General features: G+C 59.6%; 13 protein-coding genes. 6 read left to right on the plus strand and 7 right to left on the minus strand.

The features are described from left to right. Window positions 1-15: 15 nt before the first annotated feature. The 4 genes from gcvP to ACYZT5_RS02115 form a co-directional block, all read right to left on the minus strand. Window positions 16-2871, minus strand: a complete 2856-nt coding sequence (gcvP, locus tag ACYZT5_RS02100; protein ID WP_462049569.1) for an aminomethyl-transferring glycine dehydrogenase — start codon at window positions 2869-2871, stop codon at window positions 16-18. A gap of 10 nt (window positions 2872-2881) precedes the next feature. Further along, a complete protein-coding gene (gene gcvH / locus ACYZT5_RS02105) occupies window positions 2882-3259 on the minus strand; it encodes a glycine cleavage system protein GcvH (RefSeq protein WP_462049570.1) in 378 nt (125 codons plus the stop codon). Window positions 3260-3720: 461 nt separating this feature from the next. After that, on the minus strand, window positions 3721-5229 hold the full coding sequence (locus ACYZT5_RS02110) for a sigma-54-dependent transcriptional regulator (RefSeq protein ID WP_462049571.1): 1509 nt from the start codon (window positions 5227-5229) through the stop codon (window positions 3721-3723). 70 nt (window positions 5230-5299) lie between these two features. Continuing rightward, window positions 5300-6214, minus strand: coding sequence for a LysR family transcriptional regulator (locus tag ACYZT5_RS02115; protein ID WP_462049572.1), 915 nt, complete (start codon window positions 6212-6214; stop codon window positions 5300-5302). A gap of 151 nt (window positions 6215-6365) precedes the next feature. Between ACYZT5_RS02115 and speB the strand changes: the two genes are divergently transcribed. The 4 genes from speB (at window position 6366) to betA (ending at window position 12275) form a co-directional block, all read left to right on the plus strand. After that, window positions 6366-7370, plus strand: a complete 1005-nt coding sequence (gene speB, locus ACYZT5_RS02120) for an agmatinase (RefSeq protein ID WP_462049573.1) — start codon at window positions 6366-6368, stop codon at window positions 7368-7370. A gap of 27 nt (window positions 7371-7397) precedes the next feature. Further along, window positions 7398-8906: an aldehyde dehydrogenase family protein gene (locus ACYZT5_RS02125; protein ID WP_462049574.1), complete on the plus strand. Its 1509-nt coding sequence runs from the start codon at window positions 7398-7400 to the stop codon at window positions 8904-8906. A gap of 109 nt (window positions 8907-9015) precedes the next feature. After that, the gene (locus ACYZT5_RS02130) at window positions 9016-10584 is read left to right on the plus strand and encodes a purine-cytosine permease family protein (RefSeq protein ID WP_462049575.1); all 1569 of its coding nucleotides are present in this window, start codon (window positions 9016-9018) and stop codon (window positions 10582-10584) included. A gap of 2 nt (window positions 10585-10586) precedes the next feature. Next, window positions 10587-12275: a choline dehydrogenase gene (gene betA / locus ACYZT5_RS02135; protein ID WP_462049576.1), complete on the plus strand. Its 1689-nt coding sequence runs from the start codon at window positions 10587-10589 to the stop codon at window positions 12273-12275. A gap of 91 nt (window positions 12276-12366) precedes the next feature. On the opposite strand, the gene ACYZT5_RS02140 is transcribed toward betA, so the two are convergent. Further along, entirely contained in the window at window positions 12367-14652 is a 2286-nt protein-coding gene (locus ACYZT5_RS02140) for an Orn/Lys/Arg family decarboxylase (protein WP_462049577.1), read from the minus strand. Continuing rightward, a complete protein-coding gene (gene potE, locus ACYZT5_RS02145; RefSeq protein WP_462049578.1) occupies window positions 14649-16058 on the minus strand; it encodes a putrescine-ornithine antiporter in 1410 nt (469 codons plus the stop codon). The genes ACYZT5_RS02140 and potE overlap by 4 nt, the downstream gene beginning before the upstream one ends. A gap of 184 nt (window positions 16059-16242) precedes the next feature. On the opposite strand from potE, the gene ACYZT5_RS02150 reads away from it, so the two are divergent. After that, the gene (locus ACYZT5_RS02150; protein WP_462049579.1) at window positions 16243-16572 is read left to right on the plus strand and encodes a hypothetical protein; all 330 of its coding nucleotides are present in this window, start codon (window positions 16243-16245) and stop codon (window positions 16570-16572) included. A gap of 340 nt (window positions 16573-16912) precedes the next feature. Here ACYZT5_RS02150 and ACYZT5_RS02155 read toward each other — a convergent pair whose 3' ends face one another. Continuing rightward, complete coding sequence (locus ACYZT5_RS02155) at window positions 16913-17629, minus strand: glycosyltransferase family 25 protein (protein ID WP_462049580.1); 717 nt, start codon at window positions 17627-17629, stop codon at window positions 16913-16915. 436 nt (window positions 17630-18065) lie between these two features. On the opposite strand from ACYZT5_RS02155, the gene ACYZT5_RS02160 reads away from it, so the two are divergent. Then, entirely contained in the window at window positions 18066-18719 is a 654-nt protein-coding gene (locus ACYZT5_RS02160) for a peroxiredoxin (protein WP_462049581.1), read from the plus strand. Window positions 18720-18722: the final 3 nt, after the last annotated feature.

An 18722-nucleotide genomic window follows, 5' to 3' on the forward strand; every position in this document is an offset into this window, starting at 1 on the left:
GGGTATGCGGTGTTTTTATGCGTCCTGATAATCGGCGATCGAGGGGCAGGCGCAGATCAGGTTGCGATCGCCGAAGACGTTGTCGACACGACCTACGGGCGGCCAGTATTTGGCTTCGATCAAGGATTCGAGTGGGTAAACGGCTTGCTCACGGCTGTACGGATGCGTCCACTCGCCGACCAGCTCCGCCGCGGTGTGCGGGGCGTTTTTCAGTGGGTTGTCGTCCTTGTCCAGGGTGCCGTTTTCCACTGCGCGGATTTCTTCGCGGATGCGGATCATGGCGTCGCAGAAGCGGTCCAGTTCTTCCTTGGATTCGCTTTCGGTCGGCTCGATCATCAGCGTGCCGGCGACCGGGAACGACATGGTCGGGGCGTGGAAGCCGAAGTCGATCAGGCGTTTGGCGACGTCATCGACGCTGATGCCGCTGCTGTCTTTCAACGGGCGCAGGTCGAGGATGCATTCGTGCGCCACCAGGCCGTTGCTGCCGGTGTACAGCACGGGATAGTGCTCTTCGAGGCGCCGGGAAATGTAGTTGGCATTCAGGATCGCCAGTTGCGATGCGCGCTTCAGACCCGCGCCACCCATCATCCGAATGTACATCCAGGTGATCGGCAAAATGCTCGCGCTGCCGAACGGTGCGGCGCAGACCGCGCCTTCTTTGCGTGCCATCTGCGCGTGACCCGGCAGGAACGGGGTCAGGTGCGACTTCACGCCAATCGGGCCGACGCCCGGGCCGCCACCGCCGTGCGGGATGCAGAAGGTTTTGTGCAGGTTCAGGTGCGACACGTCGCCGCCGAACTTGCCCGGTGCGCAGAGGCCGACCATCGCGTTCATGTTGGCGCCGTCGATGTACACCTGGCCGCCGTGGTCATGAATGATGCCGCAGATGTCGCGGATGCCTTCTTCGAACACGCCGTGCGTCGACGGGTAGGTGATCATCAATGCCGCGAGATGCTCGCGGTGCTCGATGGCCTTGGCGCGCAGGTCTTCGATGTCGACGTTGCCACGGGCATCGCAGGCGGTGACGACCACGCGCATGCCGGCCATGTTGGCGGTGGCCGGGTTGGTGCCGTGGGCGGACGAGGGGATCAGGCAGATGTCGCGACGGTCTTCGCCACGGCTCTGGTGATAGGCGCGAATCGCCAGCAGGCCGGCGTACTCGCCTTGCGAACCGGCATTCGGTTGCAGCGAAATCGAATCGTAACCGGTGGCGGCGCAAAGCATCGCTTCCAGTTCATCGGTCAGTTGCTGGTAGCCGGCGCTTTGCTCGGCCGGGGCGAACGGGTGCAGGGCGCCGAATTCGGCCCAGGTCACCGGGATCATTTCGCTGGCGGCGTTGAGTTTCATGGTGCAGGAACCCAGCGGGATCATGGTGCGATCCAGCGCCAGGTCCTTGTCGGCGAGCTTGCGCAGGTAGCGCATCAGCTCGGTTTCCGAGTGGTAACGGTTGAACACCGGGTGGCTGAGGATCGGCGATTGACGAACCAGTGCCGCTGGAATGGTCGCTTGAACGGAAGCGGCGAGGGCGGCGAAATCTGGCAGCGCTTGGCCGTCGGCCAGCAGGGCCCACAGGGTTTCGACGTCGGCCTGGCTGGTGGTTTCGTCGAGGGACAGGCCCAGACGTTCAGCATCGACCACGCGCAGGTTGATGCGTTGGGCGCGTGCCAGGTCGTGCAGCGTGGCGGTGTGCGCACCGGTTTTAATCGTCAGGGTGTCGAAGAAGCTGGCTTGCTCAACGCTCAGACCGAGGGCGCTCAAGCCTTGGGCCAGAATCGCGGTCAGGTGATGCACGCGCTGGGCGATCTGCGTCAGGCCTTTCGGGCCGTGGTACACGGCGTACATGCTGGCGATGTTGGCCAACAAGACCTGGGCGGTGCAGATGTTGCTGGTGGCCTTCTCGCGGCGGATATGTTGCTCGCGGGTCTGCATCGCCAGGCGCAGCGCCGGCTTGCCGAAACGGTCGACGGACACGCCGACCAGACGGCCCGGCATGTCGCGTTTGAACGCATCCTTGGTGGAGAAATACGCCGCGTGCGGGCCACCGAAGCCCAGCGGCACGCCGAAGCGTTGCGCGCTGCCGATGGCGACGTCGGCACCGAATTCGCCCGGCGGGGTCAGCACGGTCAGGGCCAGCAGGTCCGCCGCGACCGCGACCAGCGCGTTGGCGGCGTGGAAGCGTTCGGTCAACGCGCGGTAATCGAAGACGTCACCGTTGCTCGCCGGGTATTGCAGCAGGGCGCCGAAGAACGGCGTCACGTCGCTCAATTCACGCTCGTCGCCAACGATTACGTCGATGCCCAACGGCTCGGCACGGGTGCGCAGCACGTCGAGGGTTTGCGGGTGGCAGTGCACCGAGGCGAAAAACGCGTGGCTGCCCTTGTTCTTGCTCAGGCGTTTGCAGAAGGTCATCGCTTCGGCGGCGGCGGTGGCTTCGTCGAGCAAGGAAGCGTTGGCGATCGGCAGGCCGGTCAGGTCGCTGATCAGGGTCTGGAAGTTCAGCAGCGCTTCGAGACGGCCCTGGGAAATTTCCGGCTGGTACGGCGTGTACGCGGTGTACCAGGCCGGGTTTTCCAGCAGGTTGCGCAGGATCGGCGACGGCGTGTGCGTGCCGTAGTAGCCCTGGCCGATGTAGGTCTTGAACAGCTGGTTTTTGCCGGCGATGGCTTTGATCGAGGCCAGGGCCTCGGCTTCGCTCAGGCCGTCTTCGAGGCCGAGGCCGCTGGTGCCTTTGATGCTGTCGGGAATGACGCTGGCGCTCAGGGCTTCCAGCGAGTCGAAGCCGAGGCTGTTGAGCATGGCTTGCTCGTCGCCGGCACGCGGGCCGATGTGGCGCGCGATGAATTCGTTGCGGGTGTCGAGGAGGGTGGTCATGCAGAAATCCTCAAGCGTCGTCGTTGGTCAGGCGCTCGTACGCGGCCTGGTCGAGGAGGGTGCCCATTGCGCTGGTATCACTGGGGCGCATGCGAAAGAACCAGCCTTCACCCAGCGCGTCCTCGTTGATCAATTCGGGGGAGCTTTCCAGCGTCGAATTCACCTCGACCACTTCGCCGTCCAAGGGCATGTACACGCTGCTGGCAGCTTTCACCGACTCCAACACCGCCACTTCATCGCCGGCACTGAAGGCACGCAGCTCAGGCACCTGGACGAAAACCACGTCACCCAGCGCTTGCTGGGCGTAAGAGGTAATACCCACGGTGATCAGGCCATCGCTCTCAAGACGCAGCCACTCGTGATCGACGGTAAAACGCAATTCGCTCATATCAACTCCTCATTGTTCTGACTCATCCGCTGCTGGTGGCGGATGGCGATTGGCAGGCTCGTGTCGGGCAACGAGCGTGGCTTGAGGGTTGATAGCAAGGGTGGTGCCAATGTTATTTTGTCTAATTAAATCAATTACTTGAGTTGTTTTTAGATTGGTTGGCAAGGTGCGGCCGTATTGAAATCAATACAGACACTCATGAGGAAGGGCGCGAAGCCCGGGACAGACAGGTCGTGATGGTTTTGTCTTGAATTCGATACGATGTATCGATTTGCAGACAGGCTGGGGTAGTACACAGTCCCTGTGGGAGCGAGCCTGCTCCGGGCGGCGTTCCGACGATTGCGGTGTGACAGACAGAATGATGTCGACTGACACGGCCCTATCGTCGGAACGCCGCCCGGAGCAGGCTCGCTCCCACGGGGGTTAAGTGTTGAAGGTGGGATTGTGTTCCGGCAAAGGCTTCATTGCTTGTTGGGAATGCCGTATTTACGCAGTCGGATAGCGATCGCACTGTGCGACGTTTGCAAGCGTGCGGCGAGTAAACGGCTGGAGGGATAGCTGCTGTAGAGCTGTTGCAGCAAGTTCTTTTCAAACCCTTCGACGGCATTTTCCAGGCTGCCAACCTCACCGTCGTTTTGCCGCTCCACGGCGGTTCTGGCGATGTCGAGGTCGTCGATGTCCACCAACGGGTTTTCGCAAATAGCCGCGGCGCGAAAGATCACGTTCTGCAGTTGCCGCACATTGCCCGGCCAACGGTTACCGAGCAGCGCCGGATAGGTGCCTGGCGCCAGTCGACAGACCGGGCGCTGGATCTGCGCGCAAGCCTGCTGCATGAAGTGGTTGGCCATCAACAGGATGTCGTGGCCGCGTTCGCGTAACGGCGGCACTTGCAGATTGAGCACATTCAGGCGGTAGAACAGGTCCTCGCGAAAGCTGCCCTCGCTGACCATTTTTTCCAGGTCACGGTGGGTCGCACTCAGGACTCGCACGTTGACCTTGACCTCACGATCACCACCGACTCGGCGGAAGCAGCCATCGCTTAAAAAGCGCAGCAATTTGGCTTGCAAGTACGGCGACATTTCACCGACTTCGTCGAGGAACACTGTGCCCTGATCGGCCAGTTCCAGCAGGCCGAGTTTGCCGCCCCGTTGGGCGCCGGTGAAGGCACCAGCGGCATAGCCGAACAGCTCGCTTTCGGCGAGGCTCTCCGGCAGTGCCGCGCAGTTCAGGGCCAGAAAGGGCGAGTCATGCCGTGTGCTGATCGCGTGGCAGGCACGCGCAACCAGTTCTTTGCCGGTGCCGGTTTCGCCCTGGATCAGCAGTGGTGCGTCGAGCGTTGCAACGCGCTGGGCGCGAGCCTTGAGGGTACGAATCGCCGGGGACTCGCCGAGCAGCGCATCGAAACCTTCGGCATGGTCATGGTGCAGCGCCGAGAGGCGTTCACCGATGCGGTTCGGTTGATAGAGGGTCAACAGGGCGCCGGCATCGGTGATCGGCATGGCATCCAGCAGCAGCGTCTGGCCACCGAGACTGACCTCGTGCATGGGCAGGCGGTAACCGTGTTCGATCAACGTGCGTTGCAGGGAAGGATCATCGAACAGCGCCGTCAGCGGCTCACCGGCCGGCTCACGGCCACAGAGTGAGATCAGCGCCGGATTGGCCAGCAGCACATGACCGCGCTCATCCACCGCCAACACCGGGTCGGTGCTGGCAGCCAGCAAGGCATCGAGTTGCAAGCGTCGGCGCTGCCCCGGGAGGATGTCGACCATCGTCACCGCTTGCACGCCCCGCACCCCGAGAAAGGCTTCGCGCAACTCTTCCAGCACATCGGCGCCGAGGGTCGGCGCATCGATGTAAACGTTCGGCGGCACCATCTCGACGGCATCCAGATTGAAACGGCGCCCACCGAGCAGGGCCAGCACTTCCTGGGTGATGCCGACGCGGTCGATGAAGGTGACGTGGATGCGCATAAGTGGCCTGCAAGGGTTGCGAACTGAATGAGTATGACCGGCACTGTTCGATTGTGGCGAGCCGTGCCTGTCAGGTGTTGCCGGGTTTACGCGAACAGGCGGCCAGATCCTCGAGGAAGGCCTGAAGAATCGGCGGCGGGGCAGTGCCGCGTCGGGTGATCACGTCGAACGGCGACATCAGTTGCAAGCTGGTGGGCGCCAGTTGGTGCATCTCGCCGGTCTTGACCCACTGTGTGGCGAAGTGCACGGGCAGAAAGCCCAGGTAGGCACCGGAGATCAGTAGAATCGCCAGCGCTTCGATGTTGTCCACGGTGGCCGCTGCCTTGCTGACGCCCAAGTGTTCCAGGTCGTATTGCTGCATATAACCCCTGACGACAATTCGGCTCGCGGCAATCTCTTCGAGCAGTTCGTCCCCCTCGGCCTTGCTGCCATAGAGCGGATGCCGGCGTCCGCAATACAACCCCAGTGCCTCCTGATACAGCGGTGAGTGCAGCAGGCCCGGAACGTAGATCGGGAAGTGCCCGATGGCAAGGTGCAACCGACCGTCGAGCACGCGTTCTTCCAGTTCTGCGGGGGTGCCGACGTACACATTGAGATGCACGTCGTGCCCCCTCGACACGAAGCGTTGGGTGGTGCGCGGCAGCGGTGAATCAGGGTCGGTAATGGTGGTGTCGATGATTCCCAGGTTGAGCTTTCCGCTGATGTGCTGCTTGAGCACGTCGGCATCCATGCAGAAATTTTCTACCGCCGAGAGCAGACGCTGAGTGGCTTCGTGGATCGCCACGCCTTGCTCGGTCAGGCGAAAGCCGCTGCGCCCGCGTTGACAGAGTTTGACCCCAAGCCGGGTTTCCAGATGAGTCATCTGTTCGCTGATGGTCGACTGGCCGGCATTCAACGCCGCCTGAGCGGCAGAAAAGCCCCCGCACCTGACAATCGTGGCAAACACCCTGAGCAATTTCAGATCGACATCGTGCAGCTGGATCACCTTGGACCTCCCGCGTGTGGATGCATCGGTAATGCCGATATGAGTATCTGATGTTTAGCATTTTTTCCACGAAAACCTGCGCCCATAGTCATTCCAACGGCGGTCGCCTTCCAAGTCCGCTAGCTGATAACAAGAATTGGAGATGCCTGAAATGTCGAACAACGGATATGAATCCGGTCGCCTGAACCTGCCGTTCGTGGGCCACTGCACCTTCGCCAAATCCCCGGTGTGTACCGATTGGGAGGCGCTCGATGCCGATGTCGCCATCCTTGGCGCACCGAATGACATGGGCACCCAGTGGCGTTCCGGCGCACGCTTTGGACCACGCGGCATTCGCGAGGCATCGACGCTGTTTTCCTTCGGCCATGCTGGCGCCTATGACCACGAAGATGACGTCATGTACCTGACCGCGTCAGACGTGCGCATGGTCGATGTGGGTGATGCCGACATCGTGCACACCGACATGGTCACCAGTAACGAGAACACTGAATATGCCGTGCGCAAAATTCTCGATGCCGGCGTCATGCCTGTTGTACTCGGCGGTGATCACTCGGTTCACGCCCCGGTAATCAAGGCGTTCGAGGGCCGCGGCCCGATCCACATCATCCACTTCGATGCGCACCTGGACTTCGTCGATGAACGCCACGGTGTTCGCTACGGTCATGGCAACCCGCTGCGCCGCGCTTCGGAAATGAACCACATTGTCGGCATGACCCAGATGGGTATTCGCAACGTGTCTTCGTCCAACCGCGACGACTATGAAGCGGCCCATGCGGCCGGCTCGAAGATCCTCTCGGTACGCGACGTGCGTCGCCTGGGTGTCGAAGGCGTGCTGGCGTTGATCCCGCAAAACATCAACTACTACATCACCATCGACATCGACGGTTTCGACCCGTCCATCGCACCCGGCACGGGCACGCCCAGCCATGGTGGCTTCCTCTATTACGAAGTGCTTGAAATCATCCAGGCCCTGGCCAAACGCAGCCAAGGCAACATCGTTGGCATGGACCTGGTCGAGGTTGCACCGGTCTATGACCCTTCCGGCATCACCTCGATTCTGGCGGCGCAACTGCTGCTCAACAGCATCGGCTTCATCTTCCACGAGCGGGCTCAAGCACGGCACGCCATGAGCGAAACCACCACGGTCACGGCGTGATTTGACCGCCGCATAGAGGGAATAAAAATGGACACGATCGTTAAGCAGTACCTGCAGAAATTCGGTGTATCCGAAGCCACCCAGACCTTCCTCAGCAAGGTTCAGAAGATGTTCATCGGTGGCGCTTGGGTCGAGGCCAGCGACGGGCAGACGTCCGACGTCATCGAGCCGTCGACCGAGGGGCTGATCACCCGCATTCCGATGGGCACCATTCAGGATCTGGATCGCGCCGTGCAAGCCGCCCGGGCACAGTTTGACGGTGGCGCCTGGCGTCAGGCCAAACCGGCAGAACGCGAGCGGATGATGCATCGCTTGGCGGACCTGATAGAACACAACGCCGCCGAACTGGCCGAAATCGAATCGATCGACATGGGCAAGTCCGCGGCCCAGGCACGGGATGTTGATATTCAGGGCACGGTCGATACCCTCCGTTACTTCGCCGGCTGGGCCACAAAGCTTCACGGGCGCACCGTCGAGCCCTCGCTGCCGGGCAACTACCTGGCGTATACGCGCAAGGAACCGGTGGGTGTCGTGGGTGCCATCGTGCCCTGGAACTTTCCGCTGCAAACCATGGCCTGGAAGCTCGGCGCCGCCCTGGCAACCGGTTGCACCGTGGTGGTCAAACCCGCCGAACTGACCTCTCTTTCAGCCCTGCGATTTGCCGAGCTGGTGCAGGAAGCCGGCATCCCGGACGGGGTGATCAACATCGTGACCGGACGCGGCAGCGTGGTCGGTGCAGCCATGGCTACCCACCCTGGCATCGACAAGTTGACCTTCACTGGCTCGACACCGGTAGGCCGCACCGTCGGCCGCGCTGCGCTGGACGAAATGAAGCGACTAACCCTCGAACTCGGAGGAAAATCACCGGTAATCGTGCTGGCCGATGCGGACTTGAAAGCCGCCGCACAAGCCATCGCCAACGGGGTATTTTTCAACTCGGGTCAGGTGTGCGATGCCGGTACTCGCGCCTATATTCATCGCAGCGTCTACGACGAATTCCTGCGCGAACTGATCGCTTACACCCGCACGCTGAAGATCGCACCGGGTATGGACCCCGACTGCTTCATCAGCCCGTTGGTATCGGCGTTGCAAAAGGAACGAGTGAGCGACTACATCGAAACCGGCAAACAAGAAGGCGCCGAACTGGTCTACGGCGGCCAGCCTGTCGAGGGGCCCGGCTTCTTCGTCGAGCCGACCATTTTTGCTCATTGCCGCAACGATATGCGCATCGTCCAGGAAGAGATCTTTGGTCCGGTGCTGGTCACTGCACCTTTCGACGATGAGGAAGAGGCCTTGGCCCTGGCCAATGATTCGCCGTACGGATTGGCGGCCGCGCTCTACTCCAATGACCTTGGGCGCGTGCACAGCCTGATTCCACGGTTGCGGGCGGGTTCGGTCTACGTCAACGCCCACAGCACCATCGACCCGTCGATGCCGTTCGGTGGCTACAAGCAGTCCGGATTCGGCAAGGATCTGGGGCCGGAACAGCTCGATTATCTGATGGAGACCAAGGCGGTCTGGATCACGTTGCCCTGAGTCATGGCTGACTCAATCCCTGTGGGAGCAAGCTCGCTCCCACAGGGGCGTCGTTCACCCAAAAGAATGCAGTTACCTCGTCATGATCTTCCAACAATAAGAGACCATCATGAACATTGACGCCAAAGCCGCCCCAAGCGTGTTGACCCGCGATGACAAACCCGTCGTCGAGGGGCATTCGATTGACTTCATCCCGGAGAGCGAGCGCACCGACAAATTGTCGAGCCAGGGCCCGTTCTGGTTCCTCGGCAATTTCACCTTCTTTACCATGACCATCGGCTTCGTCGGTCCGAGCGTTGGTCTGACCGCGCTCTGGACCACACTCGCCGGGACGCTGGGCATTATGTTCGGCACACTGTTCATGGCGTTTCACGGCTCGCAAGGTCCACACCTTGGTCTGCCACAAATGATCCAGTCCCGTGCGCAGTTCGGCTATCGCGGTGTGATCCTGGTACTGCTGGCGACGCTGTTTGTGTTCGCCGGTTTCAACATCGTTAACCTGGTGTTGATGATGCAGGGCCTGCACACGCTATTCGGCTTCAACCCCGCAGTGATCGCGGTGGCCGTGACGATACCGGCGGCCATCTTGGCGATCCTCGGTCATGACTGGATGCACTGCAGTTTCAAATGGGCGTTGTACCTGTCGCTTCCGCTTTACGGTCTGGTGACGTTAGCGGTGTTGATGGGCTGGGTTCCCGATGCAGCGGTGCCGGCACTCGCAGCCGGTGAAGTGGCCCCGGCGCCGTTGGGCTTCAACTGGACCGGTTTCATCGCCCAGTTTGCGGCAGCGGCGAGTTACAACATCGCGTACGCCCCGTATGTTTCCGACTATTCACGTTACCTGCCGAAGAACACCTCCAGCGGCAAACTGATCGCGGTGGTGTTCCTGGGTGCCTCGTTGTCCGGCGCGTGGATGATTTCGGTGGGTGGCTGGTTGGCCGATCACCTGCATTCCACGGACGTGCTGGTGGCCCTTGGGCAAGTGGGCAACACGGTGTCGCCGCTGGTGGGTACCGCGGTGGTGGTCATCACGATCCTGGCGTTCCTGCCGGTCATCGCCATGAACATCTACAGCGCGAAGCTGACCACGCTGACCTGCGTCGACTCCATCAAGCACATCGAGCCGACCCGCAAGGCACGCATTCTGGCCATCGGTTTCGTGATCCTGCTGCAACTGGGCGTGGCCCTGAGCATCCAGAGTTCGGGCAAAGGCCTGTCGGTGCTGGGGATCTACCTGGTGGTGATGTTGTACTTCCTGGTGCCCTGGACCTCGGTCAACCTGACCGACTACTTCTTCGTCCGCAAGGGCCGCTACGCCATCCCGCACTTCTTCATGCCGCACGGCAACATCTACGGCAGTTGGGGCCTGCGCGGCATCGCGGCGTATGCAATCGGCTTCATTTCGATGATCCCGTTCTTCTACATCTACGACGGTGTTGAACAGCGTGAGGTCTATGTCGGCCCGCTCGCCAAAGCGCTCGGCAGCATCGACATCGCCTGGCTCGTCGGGCTGATCGTATCGGGGTTGGTCTACTACTGGTTCAGTCGCTCGATCGACCTCAAGCGCGAAGAAGCCGTCATCCAGCACATCGAAAAAACATCCCCGCAATACACCACCGGCGACACGTTGACCAAGCCGTCGTTGTCCGTTTTCAACGAATCGGCGGTCCGGAGATAATCATGGTTACGCAAAAATACGACTACATCATTATCGGTGCCGGCTCGGCGGGTTGTGTGTTGGCCAACCGCCTGAGTGAAGACCCGGCCACCTCAGTCCTGGTGCTGGAATTCGGCGGTAGCGATCGCAGTGTGGTGATCCAGATGCCGAGTGCGTTTTCGATCCCGATGAACACCAAGAAGTACAACTGGCGCTACGAGACCGAGCCCGAGCCTTACCTCAATGGCCGTCGTATCCACTGCCCGAGAGGCAAGGTGCTCGGTGGCTCGTCATCGATCAATGGCCTGGTGTACATCCGTGGTCACGCCTATGACTTTGATGAGTGGGAGTCGCTCGGTGCACAGGGGTGGGGCTACCGCAATTGCCTGCCTTACTTCAAACGGGCCGAGCACTACGAAGACGGCGGCGACGGCTATCGCGGCAGCACCGGCCCGTTGCACACCACCAACGGCAATCACATGAAAAACCCGTTGTACGGGGCTTGGGTCGAGGCCGGCGCAGAAGCAGGCTACATCAAGACCGATGACTGCAACGGCTACATGCAGGAAGGGTTCGGTGCCATGCACATGACGGTGAAGAATGGTGTGCGTTGCTCCACGGCCAACGCTTACTTGCGCCCGGCCATGGGACGTCCGAACCTGACCGTGATCACCCATGCAATGACCCGTCAGATCATCCTTGAAGGTAAGCGAGCCGTCGGCATCATTTATGATCATGAGGGCCAGACCCACCAGGTCTATTGCAACCGGGAAGTGCTCGTATCGTCCGGGCCCATCGGCTCTCCACACTTGTTGCAACGTTCCGGTATCGGCCCGGCCGCGGTGCTGCGCAAAGCCGGGATCGGCGTCCGCCATGACCTGCCGGGAGTAGGGGAGAACCTGCAGGATCACGCCGAGGTTTACATCCAGTTCGGCTGCAAGGAGCCGGTGACGCTCAACAGCAAAATGGACCCACTGAGCAAGCTGTTGATCGGTCTGCGCTGGCTGCTCTTCAAGGACGGACTCGGCGCCACCAACCATTTCGAGGCCGGTGGTTTCATCCGCTCGGACAAGGGCCTGCGCTGGCCGGACATTCAGTTCCACTTTCTGCCCGCGGCCATGCGTTATGACGGCAACAAACCGATCAAGGGCCACGGCTTCATGGTGCTCACCGGACCAAACAAACCCAAGAGCCGCGGTTATGTGCGGGTTCGCTCCGCTGACCCCTACGAGCATCCGCAGATCCAATTCAACTACCTGCAACGCGAAGAAGACCGGGAAGGTTTCCGCCGCTGCATACGCCTGACCCGCGAGATCATCGGGCAACCGGCGATGGACCGCTTCCGCGACGGCGAGATCGCGCCCGGGCCGCAGGTGAACACCGATGAAGAGATCGACGCCTTCGTACGTGAAAACCTGGAAAGTACCTACCATCCTTGCGGCTCGTGCCGCATGGGTGAGGACGAGATGGCAGTGGTTGACTCCGAGTTGCGTGTGCGGGGCATCGCGGGGTTGCGGGTGATCGACTCGTCGGTGTTCCCGACCGAACCAAACGGCAACCTCAACGCACCGACCATCATGCTGGCCGAACGGGCCTCCGATCTGGTTCGTGGGCGCACCCTGCTGCCGGCGTCCGATGCGCCTGTCGGTCTGGTCCAGGATTGGGAAACCAGTCAGCGATCATCATTGCCGGGGCGCAATGTCAGGGTTTAAACCCGACGGGTTAATCGCTTGGGAGAAGACACATAAAACGGGCGCCTCAGGGCGCCCGTTTTTTTATTTCGCAGCACGTACAGGCGCTAGCTCATTTCAACACCAGCAAGCGATAAACCCCGCCCTCGCTTTCGATCCCGTGAGTGTCATGGGTGAATCCCGGGAAGGATTTGTCGAAGCTTTCCAGGGCCTTGAGATACGCCAGCAACGACCCGTCCGCAGGTCCGGCGTTTTCACCCGGCATCAGCAATGGAATGCCGGGTGGGTAGGGCACGATCCCGGTCGCAACGATCCGCCCGGCGGCTTCTTCCAGTGTGACCCGTTCGATTTCGTTCTTGACCAGCTTTTCGTAGGCTTCCACCGGGCTGAATTCGGCTTGCGGAAGCATGCCAAACGCCTGGGCCATGGTTGCGGTGGTTTTGTGTTTCTTCATGGCGGCGAAAATATCGTCGGCCAGGTCCTTGAGGCCCATGCCGGCGTAGCGCTGCTGGTTGGCGCTCAGGAGGTCGGGCAGGCACAGCTCCAGGTCGACGTTGTCGTCATAGTCACGTTTGAAGTCGAGCAGCGCGTTGACCAAGGTGCCCCATTTGCCTTTGGTGATGCCGATTGAGAACAGGAACAGAATGGTGAAGTCGGTGGTTTTCTCGACGACGATGCCCTGACGTCCCAGGTACGCCGTGAGCACGCAGGCGGGGATGCCCGAGTCGAGCAGGTTGCCGTCGTCGCCCATGCCGGGGCTCAGCACCGAGACCTTGATCGGGTCGAGCATGCAGTAGCCTTCTTCGATGTCACCGAAACCGTGCCACACCTCGTTGGGGTGAAGCACCCAGCAGTTCGGCTCGGTTTTCAACAGCACCGGATCCACTTCATGGAACGGCACTGACGCCGCGCCAACCTGTACCGACGGTGGCTGCCAGCACGTGAAGAACCACTCATCCTTGCTCAGCATTTCGTTGTGCATGCGCGAGATGACCTGGCGGAAGCTGATGGCTTCTTCGATGGATTCGGTGGTCAGAATCTGGCCGCTGGGCGCTTCCATCATCGCCGAGCTGACATCGCAGGAGGCCATGATCGCGTAGTTGGGCGAGGTCGAGGCGTGCATCATGAACGACTCGTTGAAACGCCCGTGATGGATCGGGTTACGGCCGTTACGCACGTGAATCATCGATGCCTGGGACAGGGCTGCCAGCAACTTGTGCGTCGATTGAGTGGCGAACACGGTCGGCTTCGAGTCATCGTGATCGTCCGGACTGCCGTGCATGGCGAAGCGATCGCGATACAACGGGTTGAAACGCGCATAACCGTACCAGGCTTCATCGAAATGCAGACGGTCGACGCTCTGGCCCAGCAGCTCTTCGACGCGGGTGACGTTGTAGGTCAGGCCGTCGTAGGTGGAGTTGGTGATGATGGCGTGGATCGGTGTCGGGTCGATCCCTTCCTTGACCAAGGGGTTGTTGGCGATGGCGGCTTTGACGCCTTCGCTGCTCAGGGTTTGCGGCAGGATCGGGCCGATGATGCCGTAGCGATTGCGGGTCGGCACCAGGTACGTCGGAATGGCCCCGGACAGGGTCATCGCGTGCTCGGCGGATTTGTGGCAATTGCGGTCGCACAGGGCGATCTGATTGCGCGTGACGCTGGCCATGAGAATGACGCGGTTGGAGGTCGACGAGCCGTTGGTGACGTAATAGGTGCGGTGCGCGCCGAAGACCTTGGCGGCGTAGCGCTCGCCCTGGCCGATAGGGCCGCTGTGATCGAGCAGCGAACCGAGTTCTCCGACCGAAATCGACAGGTCGGAACGCAGCAGGTTTTCTCCGAAGAACTCGTAGAACGCCCGGCCCGCCGTGCTCTTGAGAAACGCCGTGCCACCAGCATGACCGGGGGTGTGCCACGAGTATTCATAGGTCCGGGAAAACTTCACCAGCGCCCCGAACATGGGAGGTAGCGCGGCTTGGCGATAGCGTTCGATGGCCGCCAGGATGCGCCCGCTGAGGAAGCGACTGGTGTCCTCGGGCAGCCAGATAAAGTCATCGGCGTGTTGCATGACCACCAGCGGAATGCTCGATGCGGTGCTGCGGTCGCTAATCAAAAAGACCGGCACCCGAGTGTTGCGCTCGCGCAGGTTGATCAGCAATTTGATGCATTCTTCGTGGCCTTCGCTTTTGTCCATTTCCCAGCTGAGCAGCACGCATTGAATGGCCGGGTCGGAACGCAGGATCGACGTGGCGTCACTCAAGGTTTCCGACGCCAGTACCCGGACGGCCCGTTCTTCCACATCGTTGACTAACTGGTTCAGGGCGCGACCAAAGACGGTGCGTTTGTCCGGCGGGCTGCTGACCAACAGCGTGAGCATCCCGAGCGTATGTCTATATTCCGTCATGATTGAGCCTCCAGTGCGGCAGTTTGCAGATTGTTCACCGGTACCGGTTCGCCCGTGATGTGCTGAGCGCTGACGGTCTGCGTCGGTACGCTGTTATTGAGCGCTTCGAGGCGGATCAGGCGGTTGTTGACGAAGCCGAACAGCGTGTAACCGAAGATGGTCGCCACACCGCCAAGCATCAACGCTTGCTCGCCCGAACTGTAGAGCGCCAGGTAGCTGTAAGCCGCCGCCACCCACGCAATGATGTTGGTGGCCAGCGCCTTGCCTGCCGGTACATTGGACACCTTCTGCATGGTCATCAAGGCGGCCATGGACAGGATGTACGGCACCAGGTTGGTCACCACCGCGAGGTTGACGAGGGTGTCGAACTGTTTGCTCAGGTCCGGGCTGATGGTGAGAAAGCCCAGCGCCGTCTGCGCGGCCAGCAGCACCAACATGCCGACAATCGGCGTTCCGGCCTTGTTTGACTTGGCGAAGATCGACAGGAAGTAACCGGTGTCCGCCGAGCTTTTGTACACCTGAGCAATGGTGAACTGCCAACCCAGCAACGAACCGATGCAGGCGAGTACCATCGCGGCCATCACAATGTCGCCGACCAACGGGGTGAACATCTTGGCAAAGACCAGGCCGAAGGGGGCGGTGGAGGCGGCCAGTTCCGGGTTATCGACAATGCCGGCGATGACGTTGGTGGAGACGATGTAGATCACCGCCGCGCCGAGGGTGCCGCCGAGTACCGCAATCGGCACGTTCTTCTCCGGATTTTCCACGGCATCGGTGTTGGCGCACGCCGACTCCAGACCCAGGAATGCCCACAAGGTGATCGCCACCGATGCCCCTGCGGCTTCGAACCAGCCCATGTTGTGCGGGTTCCAGCCGGCGGCGTAGACACTGCTGTCGAACCAGAACCAGCCAATGGTGGACACCAGCACCACCGGCGCAATCACACCCCAAACCGTGATCGCTCCGATCCGGCCGGTAATCCGCGCGCCGCCGAAGTTGGCGAACGTGGTGATCCACAACAGAGCGATGGTCGCCAGGCCCACTTGCAGTGAATCAAGCTGAATGTGGAACAGTTCCTGGATATAGCCGACCGCCGTAATACTGATCGCCACATTGGCAATCAACAGCGAGAGCCCATAGGTGTAGTTCGTGATGTAGTTGCCGGCCTTGCCGAAGGTGTACTCGGCATAGCCGCCCATGCCCCCGGTCTTTCGACTGAGCATCCCGCAGCGCGCAAAGGCATAGGCCAGCGCCAGGGAGCCGGTGGCTGTGATCAGCCAGGAAAGAATGGAAATACCGCCGACTTCGGCGAGTTTCGTGGGGAGCAGCACAATGCCTGAGCCCAACATGTTGACGGCCGTCAACATCGTCAGTTGCCCCACCGTCATTTTTTTTGCGAATGACATTCCGTTGCCTCACTGGATTGCATTGAGAAGTGTTAGCTATAGCTAAGGATTGAAATGCCGCAAGAAATGTCCGTAAGACACCGAGAAAACAGGCTATAGCTCACTTAAGGCATTTTGCTGGCCCCGAAGTCTGAAACTTTTGACCAAAATCAATTTATTTTCAGATAGTTAGGATCGAATGCAAATGCGGAATGTGATGGTTGCGCTGATTTCGTTAGGCCTGGCGAGCGTTGCTGCCTCTGTCCAGGCCAAAGAACTGGCATCGAATGATCGTTACCTTTGCAGCTGGGGGGCAGGTACCGCGGCGAGAGCCCAGGAACTCAAACTGTCCGGGGTTTCACTGTATGCAGCACGGCAGAAGTTACATACCTACAAGTTCAGCAAGCCGTGGATGCACATGATGGCGATGGGCATTACCGAGCAGACCTATGACAGTAATTCGCGGATGAAGCCCGCCGCCCTGCGCGAGAGTTTTTATGAGGAATGCGTCCGGTATAAGTTGGCGCGCAAATGACGAGGTGCGGTCCGCCACAACTACCCGGACACGGCTCCTGCGCCGTGCCGGGCTGGGTAGCTCAGGTGTTGTCCGCTACCGTAAATCGGCGATTGTTCAAACGCTCGTTGATTTGAGAAAACGGGATGACGTGTGGATGATGCGAAATCGGCTGTTGGGTGCGGGAGAGGTGCGCCTGCGATGCAGGAAAAACGCCTTGAAAAGGCATCGTCCAAGGGTGAAACGATGAATTAAGAACAGGAAAGGTCTGACCTTCGACCACGTCAGCATTTTTTGAACCTCACGTTGAGAGGTCATCAAAAATTGGTGGGTACTTCAGACCTTCCCTAAAGAGAGAAAACTATCGAGTTCTTCTCAGGTTTTGTGCCTTTAACCTCCTAAGCATAACCATTACCGGCCGCAGGAGAGGCACCCTGTCAAAGATGGAAAGTTCATGCAGGTCCGTCCGCGAGGGCCTTTGATAGCCACAATTCCAGGTGAAATAGTAAGCCAGAATCTCTTTATTCTTGTGAATAAGCGTATTGAGAGCAGCGTCATAATGCATCGGACCTCCGTCAGGATGTCCCGGCGGCCGCTCCAGAACCTGGAATAAAAAATCCCTCAATTTCCCAAAGCATTTCCCGTTTACAGCATAGAAATGGGCCAAATGTATTGGCCGGTCGACTTCTTTCCAAGCGGGCAAGCTTGAATTTTCTTCAAACGGATGCCCAAAATAGACGATGTCCCATTCCATACCTTCCAGAGACTCGATGGCCTGTTTTCCATATTGAGAAATGTGTCTGGAAAACTGTATGTCGTCCTCCATGATCAAGATATTTTTCAGATTCAGGCGCATTGCCTCTTCCAGCACCCCCAGATGACTCAAAAAGCAGCCTCTGACCCCGACGCTCGGGAAGCCATTTCCCTCACTGGGCGTAACCGCCTCAAAAAAGCCTATTTTGTCATCATCAATGTGAAAGCCGTTGCGCGCGAATTCTTCTACTGTTTCTAAACGGCGATCCTTTCTTGACGAGATATTGATGATTCTTGCTCGATCAAAATAGTCGATCACATTCATCTGTCAGGTCCTCAGCGCAGACAATCAGGGCGGTTGGATTGGGGATCCCGCAGAATTCGGAAAAAATCGTACGGCAAGCACTGCCGACAGGAGGGAATCCCTTACGTCTTCTGGGTTGTGTCCGATTGAAGTACACCCCATTAACCAGGCGTCAGGCGGTTCACTCGCGCAGCGTCAGAGTAGGGCCACTTTCTGCATTTCCTGACGGCTCGGCGTCAATTTCCATGACCTCAACTTGACAGGCCGAATGCTTTAGCGATTTTGTCCGTTTTCTCTATCGACCCCGAATTGCAGTATAGGCAGCATTTCCGGATGAAGTTTTGGTATCGTAAATCGGCGTGCGACCCTTCGGTGGGGTGCAGAGCGAAGTCTTCAAGGTCTCCTATACTGGATCGTTCCGAGAGTTTCCCTACCCTTCACAGCGAGGAGAACGCACATGACAATTCGTATTGGCGACGAAGCACCGGATTTCACCGCCGAAACTACCGAAGGCACGCTCCATTTCCACGAATGGATTGGCGACAAGTGGGCCATTCTGTTCTCGCATCCGAAGGACTTCACCCCTGTCTGCACCACTGAACTCGGTTACATGGCCGGGCTCAAGCCGGAGTTCGACAAACGCAACACCAAGATTGTCGGTCTCAGCGTCGACCCTGTTGGTAACCATCAGACCTGGGCCAAAGACATCGAGGAGACCCAGGGTCATGCGGTCAACTACCCCATGATTGGTGACGAGAACCTGGTGGTGGCCAAGCTCTACGACATGATTCACCCGAATGCCAGTGGCGGTGCTCGTAATGCCGTGGACAACGCCACGGTGCGGTCGGTGTTCATTGTCGGCCCGGACAAAAAGATCAAGGCAATGCTGGTCTACCCGATGAGTGCCGGGCGCAACTTCGATGAAGTGTTACGGCTGCTCGACGCTATTCAGTTAAATGCCAAGCACACTGTCGCTACCCCGGTGAACTGGCGTCCGGGTCAGGACGTTATCATTCCCACGTCGGTATCCGACGAGGACGCAAGGAAGAAGTACCCGGATGGCTTCAAAACGGTGAAACCTTATTTGCGCACGGTGGCGCAACCGAAGTAACGG

This window comes from Pseudomonas sp. LB3P14 (assembly GCF_054898045.1).